Raw genomic sequence first — 19,399 nt, forward strand, 5'->3', positions numbered from 1 at the left:
TGATGTGTAGATGATGAAGTGTCCAAACTGCAGTTCCAAGGATATCGGCAAGATCGGCTCCCATCAGTTTTATTGCTGGGGGTGCTTTATCGAATTAACGGTAAATGGCGAGAAAATGTCGGTTTACCAAGTGGAAGAAGACGGAACCCTCAGTTCTTTGGATGATTTGTTTTTTGGAGAAGAGGTTTCTCAAGATCTTCCCCAAATCCATCTGTCCTAGCAGCACGTAGATAACTTAAAATCATCATAGTAGAAAGCTCTCTCCTCCCAGAGGAGAGGGCTTTTTTGCGTTTTCCGGAAACCCGGCGGATTGAGATTTTAAATGTTGTCAACATTAATCATGACGGAATCGGGTTTTGATTTGATTGAGTGTGAAAGCGCTGTGAATTAGGATGAAATTAAGCAAGCGGTGCACAAACACCGCTGCTATGAAGACAGTTCAACAAAAGGAGGCATCCTCGTGATGGGTATAGAAACGAATCAAAAAACCGGAGGGGCAAGGGTTAAAGTGCAGCAGGTCGGGCGGCTGCTCAGCGGAATGGTTATGCCTAACATCGGCGCGTTCATCGCCTGGGGCCTGATTACCGCATTGTTCATTCCAACGGGCTGGATTCCGAATGAGAAGCTGGCCGCGCTCGTGGGGCCGATGATTAATTTTCTTCTGCCTCTGCTGATCGGGTATACCGGAGGACAAATGATCCACGGAAAAAGAGGCGCCGTCATCGGGGCGATTATGACGCTCGGCGTCGTGGTGGGTTCGGACATTCCGATGTTCCTCGGCGCGATGATTGTCGGTCCGCTGGCCGCGTGGATATTGAAACAATTCGACAAATTGGTGGAAGGCAAAATTAAATCCGGCTTTGAAATGCTGGTCAACAACTTCTCGCTGGGAATTATCGGCGCCATCCTCGCCATCGGTGCTTATACGGGGATCGGTCCGGTTATTCAGGCGATCAGCAAGACGTTATCGGCGGGGGTTGACGTTCTGATCAATCTGCATCTGCTGCCGCTGGTCAACATTATTATCGAGCCGGCTAAAGTTTTATTCCTGAACAATGCCATAAACCATGGCATTCTAAGCCCGATCGCTGCGGAGGAATCCGCAAGGTTGGGGAAATCGCTGATCTTTATGCTGGAATCGAACCCGGGGCCGGGCCTTGGCATTTTGCTTGCTTACTGGCTTGTGGGCCGCGGTTCGGCCAAACAATCCGCTCCGGGAGCGGTCGTCATTCATTTCCTGGGCGGGATTCATGAAATTTATTTCCCGTACATTTTGATGAAACCTATCTTGATTTTGGCTGCGATCGGCGGCGGGGTAACCGGAACGTTTACGTTCCAACTGCTTAACGCGGGACTTGTGGGCTCCCCATCCCCGGGAAGTATCTTCGCCTATATCGCCATGGCGCCGAAAGGCGGTCTGGTGCCGGTTCTTGCCGGCGTGGTCACCGCGACCGTCGTTTCCTTCCTGCTCGCCGCTTTACTGCTGAAGACAGGCAAACAGAATGAGGAAGAATTGGATCTTGAGCAGGCGACGGAAAAAATGCGGGAAATGAAAGCGGCAGGCAATGTCCCCGCGGCCGCTCAAGCCGCGTTGGAGCAGGAGGCCGCCAACCGCAAAGACAACGTGAACAAAATTGTGTTCTCTTGCGATGCCGGTATGGGCTCGAGCGCGATGGGCGCTTCCATCCTGCGCAAAAAGATGCAGCAAGCCGGTATTCAAGTGACCGTTGTGAACTCGGCGGTCAGCGAAATCCCGGCGGATGCGGACATCGTCATCACGCAGAAACAGCTGACGGAGCGTGCGAAGGCGAACAAGCCGGACGCCGAGCATATTTCGATCGACAACTTCCTGAAGAGTCCGAAATATGACGAACTGGTGGAGCGCCTGAAAGGGGAGTAAACCGGCAACAACTTATGTTTGGACCATGACGCTGGAGATGACATTCTCCGGCGTTTTATCTCAAATTCACATTCAAGCGAGGGATGAATATGGGGAAATTTACCGCCAGGCAGCGCCAGATTCTCATGTTCCTCCTTGGCAGGAAGAACGGGGTCACCGCGGCGGAGATCGCCGCCGAAACCTCGGTTAGCGTCCGGACGGTACACCGGGAACTGGACGATATGGACCGGAGTCTGGCGGGGTTTGGCATTCTGCTTCTCCGCAAATCCGGCACCGGGATCGCTCTTCGCGCTCTGGACGGCGGCCCGCCCGAAGAAGAGCAATTGGCGAAAGTCCGTGAGGAGCTGCTGTCGGGAAAACCGGCGGACTATTCGGGCGATGAACGGAAAATCATGCTGCTGTGCGATTTGCTCGAAACGGAGGAGCCGATCAAGATGTTCGCTTTGGCCCACAGCTTAAAGGTGACCGTGGCGACGGTGAGCCATGACCTGGATGAGCTCGAGAGCGAATTGAACAAACTGGGCTTGCAACTCGTACGGCGGCGGGGATACGGGGTTGAGATTCAGGGGGCCGAGATCCAAAAGCGGGCCGCCATCGTTCATGCGGCCTCCAATGAACTAACCTACTCGGACCTGGTGGGAGCCCCGGCCATCCATGAGAACGCGGGGGCCCGACGCCTGTTGGAACTGATCGGCAAATCCGATCTGCTTACGGTGGCGGAATGCTTTTGGGACATGAATTGGCCATGGACCGAAGAGCTGAGCGAAGGGGCTTATACCGGGCTGCTGACCGCCTTGTCCGTAACGGTGAATCGGCTTCGCCGCGGGAAGACGGTCACGGTGGCGGAATTTCAATCCGGGGCCCGGGAAGAACTGGAGCAGAGCTTACTGAATCAAGCCGGGGATTTGGCAAGGCATCTCGAGAAAACCTTCGCCATCTCGGTAACCGGAGAAGAAACGGCATATATCGCCAGCCTGTTCCAGCGGGCCAGGGAAGATTCTCCCGAACTCGCTCATCTCGATCTCGAGGTCGTCGACATCATTGAGAGGCTGATCGATTTAATCGTGGAGCGGACCGGGATTCCTTATCAAGAGGACCGTTCGCTTAGGAGCGGGCTGCTGGAGCATATCCGGCCCGCGTTGAAAAGAATCCGGGAAGGGGCGCGCATACGAAATCCTCTGCTTTCCGCCATCCGGAAGGATTATGAGGAACTGTTCGCCACCGTTCGGGAAGCTGTCGACGAACTTGCGGGGGATCTGCAGGTACCCGACGAGGAGATCGGTTTTCTGGTTATGCATTTCGGAGCCTCGGCGGAACGGCTTCACCAGCCGGGCCGGAACCTGCGGGCGATCCTGGTATGCTCCAGCGGGCTAAGCTCTTCGAGGCTGCTCGCTACCCGTTTGGCCAAGGAAATGCCGCAAATTCAGGTGCTGGGGAACGCCTCCTGGTATGATGCGGCCCGGCTGCAGGAGGAAAACTACGATCTGCTGATTTCCACGATCGACCTGCCGCTTCCCGGCGACCGGTACGTTCGGCTTAGCCCTCTGTTGACGCGGGAAGACCGCGAACGCCTACTTTCCCACATCCAGCAATGGACCCTTCAAAAGAGAAGGCCTCCGGAAACCGGCGAGCCGCTTCAAAAGGAAGGCGCGATGGCCCGGCTCGGGACGCTCAACGCCACGCTTAGCGAAATTCACTCGCTGCTTCAGGGCTTCGGTCTATATGAACTGAACAATGAAGGAGCCGGGCTCGGGGAAATCGTTACGGAGGCGCTGGAGCTGGTGAACGGTGCGGAATCCGCATCCGGGGGAAAGCTGATCGCCGATATCCCCGCGGTCGCCGAGCGGCTGCTCGAACGCGAACGTTTGGCCACCCAGATGATCCCCGGGACCGCTCTCGCTTTGTTTCATACAAGAAGCCCGTATATCCGGGCGCGCGCGCTTTCGCTGTTCCGGTTGAAGTCGCCGTTGGCCCTGGATTCGGAGGGAGAGGCCAAAGTCATTTTGCTGATGCTGGCCCCGCAGGAGCTTTCCAAGGAAAGCCTGGAGGTGCTCAGTGAAATCAGCGCTCTGCTGCTGAACTCGCAGCTTGTGTCCCTGCTTGAATCGGGGACGGATGCGGAGATCCGCAATTATTTGGCCGCGGAACTGCTTAGCTTTTTTGAGAACAATGGATGATTTCATAACGAAAAAGGAGAGAGAACAATGAGCATACTGTCGACAGATAAAATTGTACTCCACGCTGCCGCTAAAGATAAATACGAGGCGATTCGACTGGCCGGCGAACTGCTGGTGCAAGCGGGACACGTCACGGCGGATTATGTGGAAAAAATGATAGAACGGGAAAATATTGTCTCCACCTATATGGGGGCCGGTTTGGCCATTCCCCACGGGACGAAAGAGGCAAAATCGATGGTGTTATCGACCGGCCTGTCTATCGTCCGCTTTCCGGAAGGCGTCGATTTCGGCGGCGACGAGCCGGCGTTCGTCGTCATCGGGATCGCCGGAGCCGGAGGGGAGCACATGGAGATTTTGACCCAGGTCGCGATGATCTTCTCCGACGATGACAGCATCGACCGCGTGATGAACGCGGCCACCAAGGAAGAAATTATGGAATTGTTCGGAGGCGAATTGGCATGATGAAAGCCGTCCATTTTGGCGCGGGAAACATCGGAAGAGGCTTCATCGGGCTGCTTTTGTCGCAGGCGGGATATGAGGTGGTATTTGCGGACGTCAACGAACAGGTCGTCGCCGCGTTAAAAGAGCGCGGGGAGTATTCCGTCGTCCTGGCCGGAGAGCGGCGGGAAACGACCGTGGTTCGGGGAGTGACGGCGTTGAACAGCAACGCGGACAATGAAGCGCTGGTCCGGGCGGTGGCGGAAGCCGATCTGGTGACCACGGCCGTCGGGGTTTCCGTTCTGAAGCATATCGCCGGCACGGTTGCCGAAGGTATAGCCTTGCGGCTGCAGCATTCCGAGGCCAAGCCGCTGCATGTCATCGCCTGCGAGAACGCGATCGGCGCCAGCTCGCAGTTGAAGGAGCTGGTCTATAGCCGGCTCGACGAGGAAAACCGGATGCGTGCGGACCGGAGCGTCGCGTTTCCGGATGCGGCGGTGGACCGGATTGTGCCTCAGCAGAGCCACAAAGATATTTTGAAGGTTGTCGTAGAGCCCTTCTTCGAGTGGGTCGTCGAGGCCTCGGCCATGCTGCCGGGCTATCGCCCCATCGGCGGAGTCAAGTATGTGGACCGGCTTCTGCCGTATATCGAACGCAAATTGTTCACGGTCAATACGGGCCATTGCTCGGCCGCCTATATGGGCTACCTTCAGGAGTACGACACGATTCAGGCGGCGATGAACGATGGGGAAGTCGCCGGCCATGTGGCCTCGGTTCTGCAGGAGACGGGAGCGGTGCTCGTAAAGGAGCATGGCTTTGACGCGGAAGAGCACAAGGCTTACATCGCCAAAATCCTGGAGCGTTTCCGCAACCCCGCCCTGACGGACGAAGTTTCGCGGGTGGGGCGTTCGCCGATCCGCAAGCTGTCGCCGGGCGACCGGTTGGCGCGGCCGGCGATGAAGGCCTTCGAGCAAGGCCTGGAATACCGCTATTTGGCGCGGACCATGGCGGCGGCCTTGCTGTTCCGGGCGGGCGACGATCCGGAGGCGGCGGAATTGCAGACCGCGCTTCAAACCTCGGGTCCGTCGGAAACGATCGCCAAGTATACCGGAATTGCCCCGGATCATCCGGTTCATCGTGAAATTATGGAGCAGTTCGAACTGCTGCAAAATTGGGCGTAATTTCCGTCCCGACTCATTGGAATGCGAGTCGCCGCCTCTCCCGGTTTTGGGATTTGTCCAAAAACGCGGACGGGCGGCGATTATTTTTACCATCCCCCGCATATACTTTCATCATAGCTGGTCCGACTCCGAATGGCGGGAGGGGGTTACTGTGAAGTGGAGCCGTTCACCAAAAGCAAAGTGTTCCGTTATGCCGTCTGGGTGCTGTTGGGGCTGGTCATCCTTTATTTTGTATGGCTGCTCCGTCCTATGTTTACCGTGGTTTATGGATTTCTGAAAGCCATACTCTCCCCGTTTATCATCGCCATGATCATCTCCTATGTCCTGAATCCCGTCGTCAGACTGCTGGGCGGACGGAAGGTGCCGAGAACGGTCGCGGTGTTGTTGATCTACGCGGTATTTTTGACCAGTCTGTCCGTGATCTTAATGAACGTCATCCCGATGTTTGTCGAGCAATTGGAGGAACTGGGGGAACATTTGCCCGAGCTGACGCTGCATACCCAGCAGTTGATGAACCGTTGGGATAACACGCTTGTGCCGGGGAGTATCCGGATGGGGATGAACAACTGGTTTTTTCAATTCGAACAGCGGCTGGCGACGGCGATCTCGAGTTTTCTGAACAATATCGGAACTACGATCAGCGTCGTGTTTAACGCGTTCATCGTACCGTTTCTTATTTTTTACATGCTGAAGGATTTTGAAAATTTTGAACGGATCATCCTGAAGTATTTGCCGAGATCGCGGAGGAAATCCATCGTGTCCCTGTTAAAAGAAATCGATGAAGCGCTCGGGAATTACGTCCGTGGACAACTGTTGGTTTGCGTGATCATCGGCGTGCTTGCTTACATCGGATACGTCATCATCGGCATGCCCTTTGCGCTCCTGCTCGCCGGGGTGGTCGCCGTCTGCAATATTATCCCTTACCTCGGCCCGTTCCTTGGAGCCGCCCCCGCCCTGGTGATGGCTACGACCATCTCCTGGAAAATGGTGCTCATGGTGCTGCTGGTAAACATGATTTGCCAAATGATCGAAAGCAACGTCATTTCGCCTCAGGTCGTGGGACGAAGCCTGCATTTGCATCCGATGCTGATCATTTTCGCCCTGCTGGTCGGGGGGGAAATCGGCGGCATTCCGGGGTTGGTGCTGGCGGTTCCTTTCTTTGCGGTGGGCAAGGTGGTCATTCAGCATTTCTACGCATATTACGTTAGAAGAAAGACCGTATAAGCTTAGGAATATCCTTGATTGACAGCCTGTTTAACGCCTTATATACTATTACTGATTGTTGGAATCGAAAAAAACGTTGACGAAATAAAGTATGTCCGTGCCCGATTTTCCCAGAGAAGGTGTTCCTTCGTTTCTCGGCGGCCAGCAGGCCGGTTTGAAGCGATTGGCTGAAAGAACCCGATAATCCCCGGACAGAAACGCTGATTTCCGAGTGCGAGGCCTAAAGCTCGCCGGGGGGTTCCCGTTACCGGACCGACAAAGGCGATCGCCTCTTTGCTGAAATGATCTTCGGATCAGAACGAAGGGAAGGGCGATAACCAGGGTGGTACCGCGAGACAATCGTCCCTGATCTTCAGGGGCGTTTTTCTATTTTTCGGGAGCTTTAAAGGCATGCAAGGTAAACATAAAATCAAAACGAGGAGGAAATATAAATGAAAGCAAGTGAAATTCGCTCCAAGTGGTTGGAGTTTTTCGCCAGCAAGGGGCATAAAATCGAGCCGAGCGCTTCGCTCGTGCCGCATAACGATCCGTCCCTGCTCTGGATCAACGCCGGAATGGCGCCTTTAAAGGCCTATTTTGACGGTCGGGTGAAGCCGGAGAATCCGCGGATCGCCAACTCGCAAAAATGCATCCGCACCAACGACATCGAGAATGTCGGAAAGACGCGGCGCCACCATACGTTTTTCGAGATGCTCGGCAACTTCTCCATCGGCGATTATTTCAAGGAGGAGACCATTACCTGGGCCTGGGAATTTCTGACCGGCAAGGAGTGGATCGGTTTTGATCCGGAACGGCTGTCCGTGACGGTGTACCCGGAAGACGAGGAAGCGTACAAGCTGTGGAATGAAAAGATCGGCATTCCCGCCGAGCGCATCATTAAGCTGGAGGATAACTTCTGGGATATCGGCGAAGGCCCATGCGGTCCGTGTACCGAAATTTTCTATGACCGCGGCGAGGCGTACGGCGATCTGTCCGATCCGGAGTGCTATCCGGGCGGAGAAAACGAACGGTTCCTCGAAGTATGGAATCTGGTATTCTCGCAGTTCAACCATAACAAGGACGGCAGCTACACGCCGCTTCCGAACAAAAACATCGATACGGGCGCGGGCCTGGAACGTTTTGCTTCGATCCTGCAAAACGTGAATTCCAACTTTGACACCGATCTGTTCCAGCCAATTATCGCCAAGACGGCCGCCCTGGCTAAGGTAACCTATGGCACGAACGAAGAAACGGACGTCGCTTTAAAAGTGATTGCCGACCATATCCGTACGGTCACTTTTGCCGTCTCCGACGGGGTCCTTCCTTCCAACGAAGGGCGCGGCTACGTTATCCGCCGTTTGTTGCGGCGCGCTGTGCGTTACGGCAAATTGATCGGCTTGGATAAGCCGTTCATGTTCCAGCTCGTGGAGACCGTGGGCGAGATTATGGGTTCGTACTACGGCGATATCGTGACGAAACGCGAATTTATCGAAAAGGTCATCCACTCCGAGGAAGAGCGGTTCCATGAAACGCTGACGGACGGACTGGCTATCCTGGCCGAAATGAGCTCGGAAGCCAAAGCGGCTGGACGGACGCAGATCAGCGGCCCGGACGCTTTCAAATTATACGACACTTATGGGTTCCCGCTGGATTTGACGGAGGATTTTGCGGCGGAGCACGGGCTCACGGTGGATCGGGAAGGCTTTGAGGCGGCGATGGAAGAGCAGCGCGAGCGCGCCCGTTCCGCTCGGAACGACAGCGGCAGCATGAAGGTGCAGGGCGGAGTCCTTTCCGATTTTACGACTAAAACGGATTTCGTTGGATATAATGAGCTTGAAGTTACAACCGAGATCGTCGCTCTGATCTCGGAGGATCAATTTGTCGAGGTGCTGCGCGCCGGCGAATCGGGGCAGGTGATTTTGGCCCGCACGCCATTTTACGCGGAAAGCGGCGGTCAGGTGAGCGACCGGGGGACGATCTCCGGCGAATCGGGAACCGCGGCGGTGCAGGGGCTGTTCAAGGCGCCTCATGGACAGCATGTCCATCAGGTGAGCGTTACTTCCGGCGAGCTTCGAAGCGGCGCGAAGGTGAAAGCGGAAGTGAACCGGGAGATGCGCCGGGATATCGTGAAGAACCATACGGCGACCCACTTGCTGCACAAGGCGCTCAAAGAAACGCTGGGCGAGCATGTCAATCAAGCCGGGTCCCTGGTCGAACCGCAGCGGCTGCGCTTTGACTTCTCGCATCTGGGCAGCATTTCGCCGGAAGAGTTGGCCGAAATCGAGCGCCGCGTCAATGAGCAGATCTGGAACGCCCTCGATGTCGTCATCGAACTGAAACCGATCGATGAGGCGAAGGCGATGGGGGCTATGGCGCTGTTCGGCGAGAAATACGGCGATATCGTCCGCGTCGTTCAAGTCGGCGAGTACAGCCTGGAGCTGTGCGGCGGCTGTCATGTCAACAACACGGCGGAAATCGGCCTCTTCAAGCTGGTGAGCGAGAGCGGAATCGGGTCCGGCGTGCGGCGCATCGAGGCCGTAACCGGCCGCGGAGCGTACCTCTTTATGGATGGCCAGCTTGACCTGTTGAAACAAGCGGCCGCCCAGTTAAAGGCCAATCTGGGCGACGTGCCTAAGCGTATCGACGCTTTATACGCTCAGCTTAAGGAGCTCAGCCGCGAGAACGAATCGCTGCAGGGCAAGCTCAGCGCCATCGAAGCCGGCGAGTTGACGGACAAAGTAGTCTCCGTCGGCGCGACGAAGCTTCTCTCCGCCAAGGTTCAAGCCGGAAGCATGGATGCGCTGCGCGGGCTGGCGGACGAGTTGAAGGCGAAGCTGCCGGATGCGGTGATCGTTCTGGGTGCGGCGATGGACGACAAGGTGAACTTCGTCGTGGTTGTTCCGCAGGATGAAGTGAAGCGGGGACTTCACGCCGGGAAGCTTGTCAAGGAAGTCGCCGCCGTTTGCGGCGGAGGCGGAGGCGGGCGCCCCGATATGGCGCAGGCCGGCGGGAAGGACAGCTCTAAGCTGGACGAAGCCTTGAAATTGCCGGAGCAATGGATTTCCGCGCAGGCCTAAAATTCTTGTTTTTTTCTCAAATATGTAAACGGGATTATCCAAAATTTCCTTATGGGGCCCATGATATGGTATAGTAAATACAGGAAGAACATCAGCCGGACAATGGCGCCGGTCTGAAGAAGCGAGGTGTCATCATGGACTCCATGGATAAAACCGTTAAGTTTAACGTTGCCGGCGACGAACAGGAAGCGTCGGCGAAGGAAATTCTTCTTGCGGTTTATGAGGCGCTGCAAGAGAAGGATTATAATCCGATTAACCAGATGGTCGGTTATTTATTGTCGGGAGACCCGGCCTATATTCCGCGCCACAACAACGCAAGAAGCCTGATTCGCAAGAAAGAGCGCGATGAGCTGATCGAAGAGCTGGTCAGATATTATCTTGCAGGCCATCGTTAGGAGATTGCATGAAAATTTTAGGGTTGGATTACGGGGATCGGCGGATCGGCGTCGCGGTGAGCGACGCCTTTGGCTGGACCGCCCAGGGCCTTACGGTTATTGAACGCCGGCGTGAAGGCGGCGAACTTGACCGGATCGCCGAACTGGTATCCGAGCATGAAGTCGAGGAAGTCGTCGTTGGGCTTCCGAAGAACATGAACGGCAGTGTGGGACCCCGAGGTGAAATATGCATGGCCTTTGCCGAGGAACTGAAGACGCGTCTTCAGATTCCCGTTCATTTATGGGATGAGCGTTTAACTACGGTATCCGCGCAGCGTACGCTGATCGAAGCGGATGTCAGCAGGAAGAAGCGCAAAGGGGTCGTCGACAAGATGGCCGCAAGTTTGATTCTGCAAAATTATTTGGACTCGAAGAGTCAAAGGTGAGGGTGATCACACATGTCTAAAGATCGTATCGGCCATGAAGAAGAACCGGAAATTATTTATATCCCCGACGAAGAGGGCAATGAAGAAGAATTCGAAGTCATCATGAAATTCGAAGTCGACGGTTCGGACGCGAAGTATATGATGGTCGTTCCTCTGGATTCCGCCGAGCAAGGAGAGGACGAGAGCGAAGAAGTATACGCATTCCGTTACGAGGAAGACGGGGATGACCTGAAGCTGTACACGATCGAAAGCGATGAAGAATGGGAAATCGTCGAGGAAACCTTCAATACGCTGATCGATGAGTTTGACGGGGAGGATGACCGTGACTGAGTTTTCCGCAGATCAGGTTGTTTGGTCCACGCGTGTTCAAGACGCCTTCGGTCCATTAGTCGAATTGGAAGACGAAGAGGGCAAAGTATCCTACTACAACGTTGAGAAGGAATTTCAAATCGCCGGCTCTACGTATGTGGTCCTTCGCCTTGAGAACGGCGGAGCCGACGACGAACCCGAAATTTTGAAACTGGTCGCTACCGCGGACGGTTCGCTGGAACTCGTTACCATCGACGATGACGAGGAATGGGAGAACGTATCGGAGCTGTACGATGAATTGACCTTCCCGGAATAGACCGGGGAGGTCGGATTGTGTTACTATAGATCGGAACCAAGAAAGGGCGGGATAACCGCTCTTTTTGAATTGTTCTCATATTTACGGAAACGAATAGGGGTTGAGTGATTGAAGAAGGGGTTAAAATGGCTGATGTCGCTCCTCGCGGTGGCGGTTGTTGTTGCCGCTGCGGGAGGAGTTTATATCTATAACGGAATGCAGCCGATGAAACCGTCGGACAAGCCCGTCAAGCTGACGATCGCACCCGGGACGGGTACGGGAGGAATCGCGGATCTGCTGGAGGATCGGGGACTGATCAAAAATTCCTTTCTCTTTCTTTCCTATCTGAAATGGAAAACCGAAGGCGGCCGCTTTCAGGCGGGGACTTATGAGCTGACGCCGGGCGTGACTTACGACGAAATCATCGCCAAGCTCAATCGGGGGGACGTAGTGGCGGAAGAGATGATCCGATTTACGATTCCGGAAGGCTTTACCGTCGAGCAAATGGCGGACAGACTGGCCGAGCAGGGGATTGCGGACAAGGAAGCTTTCTTGAACTTGGCGAAGACGCCGGCAGAGATTCATAACGCCTTGTTGGCGGATCTTCCGGAGGGAAATGAGCTGAATTACAAGCTCGAGGGCTACCTGTTCCCCGAAACGTACGAGATGAAGAAAGGCAGTACGGAAGCGGATATCGTGCAGCGGATGTTTGAAGAAACGGAAAACCGCCTTGACCAAATTCCGAATTTCCGCGAGAAGCTGACCCAGCGGGGAGTCGATTTAAATGAGCTGATGACGGTGGCATCGCTGGTGGAACGCGAAGTCGTCGTCGATTCCGAACGGGCCCTTGTGGCCGGCGTGATCTATAACCGGTTGGCCAAGGGGATGAAGCTGGAAATCGATGCGACGGTGCAGTATTTGCTCGGAAAACCGAAGGAAAGACTCCTGCACTCCGATTTGCGGAGCGTGGATAGCCCTTATAATACTTATTTATACGAAGGGCTGCCCCCGGGCCCGATTGCGGCTCCCAGCCTGAAATCGATCGAGGCCGCTTTGGAGCCGAAAGCATCCGAGTATTTGTTTTATGTGACCAAAAAGGACGGCAGCGGAGAGCATCTGTTTGCCAAAATGTATAAAGAGCATCTGAAGAACATCGAGAAAAGCAAGGCTACGGCCAAATAACTGGGGTGGATAATCATGGGGTACAAACCGGAACTGCTCGTTCCCGCAGGTTCATTAGCGGAGATCGGGGCCTATCTTGAGGCAGGGGCGGACGCCGTCTTAATCGGCGAGACCCGATACGGCATGCGCTTGCCCGGAGATATCCGGGCAAATGAGGTCGCAGAGGCGGTCCAGCTTGGCCATAAGCACGGTGCCAAGGTTTACGTCAGCGTCAACAAACTGCTGCATAACGACCAATTGGAGGAACTGCGCGATTATGTCAAGGCGCTTGGCGAGGCCGGCGTGGACGCGATTCAGTTCGGCGATCCCGCCGTGCTACAAGCGGTACGTGAGCTTGCCCCGCAAATCGCATTACACTGGAATGCCGAAATGACCTCGACGAACTACTCGACCGCGAACTACTGGGGGAGTAAAGGAGCTACCCGCGCCGTACTGGCCCGCGAGCTGAACATGGACGAGATTACGGAAATGCAGCCTCACCTGCAGGTCGAGGCGGAGGTACAGGTTCACGGAATGACGAATATCTACCATTCCAAACGCCGGCTGGTCCAGAGCTATATGATGCATCAGGGACGACCGGTAGAGGGCGGCGATCTGGGGAAAGAGCGCGGGTTGTTCCTCATCGAGGCGGAACGGAAAGAAGAGAAATTTCCGATTTACGAGGATGACAACGGTACGCATATTATGAGCTCGGACGATATATGTATTTTGGAAGACCTGCATGTATTGCTGGCGGCCGGTGTGGCGAGTTTCAAAATCGAAACCCTGCTCAAAAGTCCGGCATACAACAAAGTGGTCATTCAAGCTTACCGCAAGGCGATCGACGCGTACATCGCGGACCCCGACCAGTATGAAATGGACGAGGCCTGGATCGAGAGCATCCGCCGGGTCCAAGATCCGGAGCGGGAATTGTCTTTTGGCTTTTTCTACAAAGAACAGGTTTATTGATCATTCGCATGCATCGCCATGCATAATCACGCAAAGAGGTGAACGAAGATGCAAACCGCGGAGAAACATATCCGGAAATACACGGGAAAACGTTACCGTTTGGAGAAGCCCGAGCTGCTTGCGCCGGCAGGCAATCTCGAGAAACTGAAATTCGCGATACATTATGGGGCGGATGCCGTGTATATCGGAGGACAGAAATATGGCCTTCGTTCCAATGCCGATAATTTCAGCTTTGAGGAAATGCGCGAAGGGGTCGAATTTGCCAAAAAATACGGTGCCAAAGTGTTCGTGGCAACTAATATTTATGCGCATAACGAGGATTTGGCGGGGATTGAGGAGTATCTGCGCAACCTGTATGACGCGGGGATTTCCGCCGTTATCGTCGCCGATCCGATCATCGTGGATACGGCCCGGCGGGCGGTTCCCGGCTTGGAGGTGCATCTCAGCACCCAGCAATCGACGGTGAATTGGCAGGCCGTCAAGTTCTGGAAGGAAGAAGGTCTCCCGCGCGTCGTTCTCGGCCGCGAAACGAGCCTGGAAGAGATCGAGGAGATTAAGAAGCACGTCGATATTGAAATTGAAGCTTTCATTCACGGGGCGATGTGTTCTTCTTATTCGGGACGCTGTGTTCTGTCGAATCATTTTACCGACCGGGATTCGAACCGGGGCGGCTGTTGCCAATCCTGTCGCTGGAAATACGACCTGTTCGAAGATGGCCGTCCGGACGAGGCATGGATTTCCGAAGAGGAAGCGATGGGAGATCCCGTGCTGCAGCAGTTCCAGCTTGGGGTAAACCAGCTGCCGCTATTCGATGAGCAGGACAACGCCTTCACGATGGGGTCGAAGGATCTATGCATGATCGAACATATCCCCGATCTGATCGACGTCGGTGTGGACAGCTTCAAGATCGAAGGGCGGATGAAATCGATCCACTACGTGGCCACGGTCGTTAACGTTTATCGCCAGGCGATCGATGCCTACATGGACGATCCGGAAAATTACGTATTGAAGCCGGAGTGGGTCGAGGAGATCAACAAGGCGGCGAATCGTCCGCTCAATACCGGGTTTTTCTATGATACTCCCGATCACGAGGACCATATTTACGAGCCGGAGGAGAAGGCCGCGCCTTACGATTTTGCCGGCCTGGTTATGGATTATGACGCGGACACCGGCATGGCCGTCATCCAGCAGCGCAATCACTTTAAGCCCGGCCAGGAAGTGGAATTCTTCGGCCCGGGCGGCACGTTCTTTAAGCAGACCGTTACCGCGATTTGGGACGAAGACGGCAATGAATTGGACGCGGCCCGGCATCCGCTGCAAAAAGTGAAAATTAAGGTGGATCAGCCGGTTTCCTATTTCGATATGATGCGTAAAAAGAAATAAATGGGTGTAAATTCTACGAAAGCCTGGGGAGTTGAAGAACTCTCCGGCTTTTTTTGTCTTGTCCGAATTAGGCCAAAAGTCCCTTTTTTAAGATTCGCCTTCATTTTTCTCATTAAAATTTAAATTCATGGCTGGATTATGCCGATATTAAAGAGGAGATGCTTGCTTGCCGTCGAATGATGTAAGTGACGCGAAATGTTAAGTAGACGTAAAAAGTAAGACCACAAGCCTAGGTTTGTGGGTGCAACAACTAATCTAAGCGGTGGGTGATGGAAATGGGTCTGGTTCCGAAGAAAGAGAACCGAGAAAGCAACAACAAGGAATCAAGAAAGAAGGGCTATGAGGACATCAGGAGCACCTTCAAGAAAGCCTTTGGGGGGGAAACCTGGTCGGCCTTGGGAAGCAAACTGCCGAAACAATTGAACCCGAGCAAATCGGTAGGCGTCCGTTTATTCCTAATCTTCTTTATTGCGATTATGTTCTTCGTCCTGACGATCGGTATAATCTCTTATCAGATGGCGAAAGGAACGATTCAGGAGAACGCCAAAAGCTCCAATCTGCAGACGATCGTTCAAACTTCGCAGAAATTGGACGTTGTTCTTGGCAAGTATGAAGAAAATCTGCAGCAGATGTTCCTGGATGATGAAATGCAGAAAGCGATTACGGAAGCTTCGCTGTCCAACATCACGGATTACGATCGCTTTACGGTCATGAACAAATTAAGAACCCGGTTAAACGGCATCACCTTTTCCACGAAAGGAATTGTTGCCGTTTACATGATGTCGGCGGACAACATGATTGAGGATGTCAGCTCGGGCAGCGCGGATTCCGCATTTCTTCAGGCGGCCCGGAAGGAGCCGTGGTTTGCGGAAGCGGCCAAGGGACCTAGCGTGCAATGGCTGAATGTTCCGGAGAAGAGCGGAGGGACGCAGGTGTTCCGGCTCGTCCGTTCGGTGCAAAGCGTCAACAGCATGAAGCGTTTTGTTCTGGTCGCAGACATCAATCTGGAAGTACTCAACGGCTATTTGAAAGAAATCAGCCTCGGGAAAAACTCGGAAATTCAAATGTTGACCTCCGACAATGTCGTGGTCGGCTCTTCCGCGGGAGGCGATGAAGGCAAGCCGACGGGCATCAATTTAACAAAAGCGGGAGACAAGAAAACCGGCAGCATCATTACGAAAAATGCAAGCGGACAAGACGTTCTGGCCGTCTTTAATTCCCAAGCTTCAACGGGATGGAAACTGGTAGGTACGGTGAGTACCGCTGAACTGACCAAGGATGCGCGCGGGATTTTGCTTGTGACTTACATATCGGCAGCTGTAGTTGCGATTATCACGATTCTGCTCGCGATGTGGATGGTTCGCATGATCGCTTATCCGCTCGCCAAGCTGAAGAACCTGATGGAAGAAGGCGCAAGAGGCAATCTGAATGTTCGGATGCAGTTGAATACGAAAGATGAGATCGGCCAATTGACGACCAGCTTTAACGTCATGATGGAGCAGATTACCAGCCTCGTGAAACAGACGAACCAGTCGGCTAGGGATGTGTTGGATACGGCTACCGAACTCACCCAGGCCTCCAACAAAACGGCGATTTCGGCCAAAGAGATCGCCGTGGCAACGGAGGAAATCGCCAACGGTGCGACGAGCCTGGCCAATGAGGCGGAGCGCGGCAACACGCTGACCGAGAACATTACGCGCCAAATGGAACTGGTTATTTCCGCCAACAAGGAAATGGAACAATCCGCCCACCAAGTGGAAAAATCGAGCCAGCAGGGGACAGGCTATCTGAACGGCTTGCTGGATAAGACGAATATGACCGTAGAGATGATAAATGCGTTGACGGCCAAGGTGGATGCGTTGAAAGCAAGTACGTCTTCCGTGTTGAAAGTGCTGGATGTCATGCAGAACATTACGCAGCAAACCAACATTTTGTCCTTGAACGCCACGATTGAAGCCGCTCGCGCGGGGGCCGCAGGGCGCGGTTTCATGGTCGTCGCCGATGAAATTCGTCAGTTGGCGGACCAATCCCGTCAATCGATTACGATGGTTGGCCAAATTACCGACAATATTCAGAAGGAAATGAACGAAACGGTTCAAGCGCTGTCGGAGGCAAGTCCTTTATTCCAGGAACAAATCAATTCGGTCAAAGAAACGAGCCAGATTTTCGTATCCGTTCAAGAGCAGATGGAAGGCTTTATCCGCCATTTGGATACGGTAACGACATCGATCGACGAGTTGAACGAATCCCAGACTGTGCTGTCCGAAGCGATGGGCAACGTCAGCGCCGTCGCTCAGGAATCTTCCGCGACTTCCGAGCAGGTGGCTTCGCTCAGCAGCGAACAGCAAACGGTTGGAGAGCAGTTAGTTCAGTTGTCGAATAAGCTGGAGAATGTATCCAATGGTTTGAAGGATTCGCTGTCCAAGTTTACCGTATAATAGATATAAGCGGAACGCAGAATTATCGGGTTGTCAGGACATGTTTGTCTTGGCGGCCCTTTTTTCGCAGAGACTGATGATTAGTTAAAGATGCGGCGTTTTCACCTCTCTCCGGGTTGAAGGGACTTTTCCCAGGAAATAATGGGAGAGTGGAATGGAGGCTGGCGAACATGTCATTATCCGTAAAGAAACGCATATTTTATATTCTAATGCTTTACGCAGGAATCTTTGTGCTTTTTGCCGTTCGGGTGGCTTGGATTCAGTGTACGGCAGCGTTTGTCCCGGTAACGAAGGCGGGGAAAACGATGAATGAGTTAGCGGTGCGACAGCGCGAGGAGGGCGTTGAATTGGATAGCGGCAGGGGGCACTTCGCCGATCGAAACGGTAAGCCCCTTACCGGGGAGATACGCTGGAAACCGACATTGTTTCCCTTATCCGAGTTGCCTCCAAGGAAGTCTGTGGGGGAACTGGCCGGTCTTCTCGGCACCGATATGAAGCATTTGAGCGAATTGTGGATGGGACTGCAGAAACCCTATATTTGGCCGGCTGCACAAGTCGGAGGAGGAAAGCCAGCGCGGCCCGAATCGCTGACGTGGCCCGTCGTCAAAGGATTTGAGCTTCTTCCTTATCTTGAGCGCCATGCCGGGGGACGAAACGGGAGACAGTGGCTGGGCTTTACGGGCCAGCGCCCCGATGAAGTACGGAAGCTGGCGGCCGCAAATCCGTCGAAGCGTCAGCTTCCTTTAAATTTGCAATTAGGGGCTTCGGGATTGGAAAAAACATTGGACCGGTTTTTACGAGGAGACGGGGAAACCCGGGTTTATTATACTGTGGATGGCCGAAAACGGGCCATGGACGGGATCGGAACAAGAGCGGTAAGCTCAGGGAACCGCTATTTCCCGGTTCAAGTGAACACCACGGTCGATTTGGATATTCAGCGGCGTCTGGAAAAGCTGACGGAGGACATGAAAATCCGCGAGGGCGCGGTCGTGGTTCTGGACGCTGAGCAAGGCGATGTGATTTCAATGGTATCCCGGCCGTTTTTTGATCCAACCCATGTGGATATCCAAAGCGGGGACTGGAGCAACCGTGCCGTCAAGGCGGCGGTTCCCGGATCCATCTTTAAAACGGTGGTCGCGGCCGCCGCTTTGGAGAAAGGGGTGACCCATCCCGGAGAAAGGTTCCATTGTTCAGGGCATTACGGCAAATACGGATTGGCTTGCTGGAAAAAAGACGGGCATGGTTCCCTTACATTGGAAGAGGGATTTGCCCGGTCCTGCAACGTTGTTTTTGCGACTTTGGGGGAACGACTGACCGCGTCCGATCTGGAGAGAACCGCCGCCGCTTTGGGGCTGAACAGGAGGATCGGCTGGAATGCCCAAGCGTTTATGGGCGGAGAAGCACTATGGCAGATCGACCAGGAGGAGAAGGGCGCCGTGTTCGGGGCTGCCGGAACAATAGACGGCGGGGTGCTGGCGCAAACGGCGCTGGGCCAGCGGGATGTTCTGATGACCCCGCTGCAAGCCGCAAATTTGGTCGTTACTCTGCTGCATGACGGGCAAGTCACCTCTCCGCGGCTGGTCAGTTCGATACAATACAAAGACGGTACGATTCTGGCCGATTTCCCGGTTCACCGTTTTGCTCGTCGGGAAGCGAGCATCTCGGCTAAAACCGCCAGAACCCTGCTAGCTTGGATGCGTTTGTCGGTCACCGACGACCACGGTACGGGGCGCTCACTGCTTCAGGCCGCTTGGCCCCTGGCCGGTAAATCGGGAACCGCGGAAACAGGAAAAGGGAGGGGCAGCCGAAACCATCAATGGTTTATCGGATACGGCCCAAAGGACCGCCCCAGGTATGCCGTAGCCGTGCTTGTACAGAACCGCCCCACCGGCTCTCCGCATCAGGCTGCCGTTCTTTTTCGCAGAGTGATGGATCTGCTAGCCGCACAGGACGAATCCGTGGCCGGATCAGAGGGACATTCGACCACTTTTCCAAAAAAATGGCCCTAATTCTGTGGAGGGTGTGATAAAATAGTGGGGATGCTATGT

The 19,399-nt window shown here is 54.3% G+C and carries 16 protein-coding genes; all 16 read left to right on the plus strand.

The features are described from left to right. The first annotated feature begins 13 nt into the window (after nucleotides 1-13). The 16 genes from FRY98_RS08165 (at nucleotide 14) to FRY98_RS08240 (ending at nucleotide 19,360) form a co-directional block, all read left to right on the plus strand. On the plus strand, nucleotides 14-220 hold the full coding sequence (locus FRY98_RS08165) for a hypothetical protein (RefSeq protein ID WP_148452582.1): 207 nt from the start codon (nucleotides 14-16) through the stop codon (nucleotides 218-220). Nucleotides 221-463: 243 nt separating this feature from the next. Further along, the gene (locus tag FRY98_RS08170) at nucleotides 464-1,900 is read left to right on the plus strand and encodes a PTS mannitol transporter subunit IIBC (protein ID WP_148452584.1); all 1,437 of its coding nucleotides are present in this window, start codon (nucleotides 464-466) and stop codon (nucleotides 1,898-1,900) included. Nucleotides 1,901-1,989: 89 nt separating this feature from the next. Continuing rightward, nucleotides 1,990-4,077, plus strand: a complete 2,088-nt coding sequence (locus FRY98_RS08175) for a BglG family transcription antiterminator (protein ID WP_338114594.1) — start codon at nucleotides 1,990-1,992, stop codon at nucleotides 4,075-4,077. A gap of 27 nt (nucleotides 4,078-4,104) precedes the next feature. Further along, nucleotides 4,105-4,539 carry a PTS mannitol transporter subunit IIA gene (locus FRY98_RS08180; RefSeq protein ID WP_148451288.1) on the plus strand — a complete coding sequence of 145 codons (435 nt, stop codon included), beginning with the start codon at nucleotides 4,105-4,107 and terminating at the stop codon, nucleotides 4,537-4,539. Continuing rightward, a complete protein-coding gene (locus FRY98_RS08185; protein WP_148452586.1) occupies nucleotides 4,539-5,696 on the plus strand; it encodes a mannitol-1-phosphate 5-dehydrogenase in 1,158 nt (385 codons plus the stop codon). The genes FRY98_RS08180 and FRY98_RS08185 overlap by 1 nt, the downstream gene beginning before the upstream one ends. A gap of 156 nt (nucleotides 5,697-5,852) precedes the next feature. Then, complete coding sequence (locus tag FRY98_RS08190) at nucleotides 5,853-6,920, plus strand: AI-2E family transporter (protein ID WP_148451289.1); 1,068 nt, start codon at nucleotides 5,853-5,855, stop codon at nucleotides 6,918-6,920. 431 nt (nucleotides 6,921-7,351) lie between these two features. After that, the gene (gene alaS / locus FRY98_RS08195; RefSeq protein ID WP_148451290.1) at nucleotides 7,352-9,976 is read left to right on the plus strand and encodes an alanine--tRNA ligase; all 2,625 of its coding nucleotides are present in this window, start codon (nucleotides 7,352-7,354) and stop codon (nucleotides 9,974-9,976) included. A 134-nt stretch (nucleotides 9,977-10,110) separates the two neighbouring features. Then, entirely contained in the window at nucleotides 10,111-10,371 is a 261-nt protein-coding gene (locus tag FRY98_RS08200) for an IreB family regulatory phosphoprotein (protein ID WP_148451291.1), read from the plus strand. An 8-nt stretch (nucleotides 10,372-10,379) separates the two neighbouring features. Beyond that, nucleotides 10,380-10,796 (plus strand): Holliday junction resolvase RuvX, encoded by a 417-nt coding sequence (gene ruvX, locus FRY98_RS08205; protein ID WP_148451292.1) that lies wholly within the window; start codon nucleotides 10,380-10,382, stop codon nucleotides 10,794-10,796. Nucleotides 10,797-10,808: 12 nt separating this feature from the next. Further along, nucleotides 10,809-11,126, plus strand: coding sequence for a DUF1292 domain-containing protein (locus tag FRY98_RS08210; protein ID WP_148451293.1), 318 nt, complete (start codon nucleotides 10,809-10,811; stop codon nucleotides 11,124-11,126). Continuing rightward, the gene (locus tag FRY98_RS08215; RefSeq protein ID WP_148451294.1) at nucleotides 11,113-11,421 is read left to right on the plus strand and encodes a DUF1292 domain-containing protein; all 309 of its coding nucleotides are present in this window, start codon (nucleotides 11,113-11,115) and stop codon (nucleotides 11,419-11,421) included. The genes FRY98_RS08210 and FRY98_RS08215 overlap by 14 nt, the downstream gene beginning before the upstream one ends. A 132-nt stretch (nucleotides 11,422-11,553) precedes the next feature. After that, entirely contained in the window at nucleotides 11,554-12,582 is a 1,029-nt protein-coding gene (gene mltG / locus FRY98_RS08220; protein ID WP_211373287.1) for an endolytic transglycosylase MltG, read from the plus strand. Between the two features lie 15 nt (nucleotides 12,583-12,597). Beyond that, nucleotides 12,598-13,530: a peptidase U32 family protein gene (locus FRY98_RS08225; protein ID WP_148451295.1), complete on the plus strand. Its 933-nt coding sequence runs from the start codon at nucleotides 12,598-12,600 to the stop codon at nucleotides 13,528-13,530. Nucleotides 13,531-13,578: 48 nt separating this feature from the next. Then, a complete protein-coding gene (locus FRY98_RS08230; RefSeq protein ID WP_148451296.1) occupies nucleotides 13,579-14,913 on the plus strand; it encodes a peptidase U32 family protein in 1,335 nt (444 codons plus the stop codon). Between the two features lie 275 nt (nucleotides 14,914-15,188). After that, complete coding sequence (locus FRY98_RS08235) at nucleotides 15,189-17,351, plus strand: methyl-accepting chemotaxis protein (RefSeq protein WP_148451297.1); 2,163 nt, start codon at nucleotides 15,189-15,191, stop codon at nucleotides 17,349-17,351. Between the two features lie 170 nt (nucleotides 17,352-17,521). Continuing rightward, nucleotides 17,522-19,360 (plus strand): peptidoglycan D,D-transpeptidase FtsI family protein, encoded by a 1,839-nt coding sequence (locus FRY98_RS08240; RefSeq protein WP_148451298.1) that lies wholly within the window; start codon nucleotides 17,522-17,524, stop codon nucleotides 19,358-19,360. Nucleotides 19,361-19,399 lie beyond the last annotated feature (39 nt).

This window comes from Paenibacillus faecis (assembly GCF_008084145.1).
In the GTDB taxonomy this organism is placed as follows: Bacteria; Bacillota; Bacilli; order Paenibacillales; family Paenibacillaceae; genus Fontibacillus; species Fontibacillus faecis.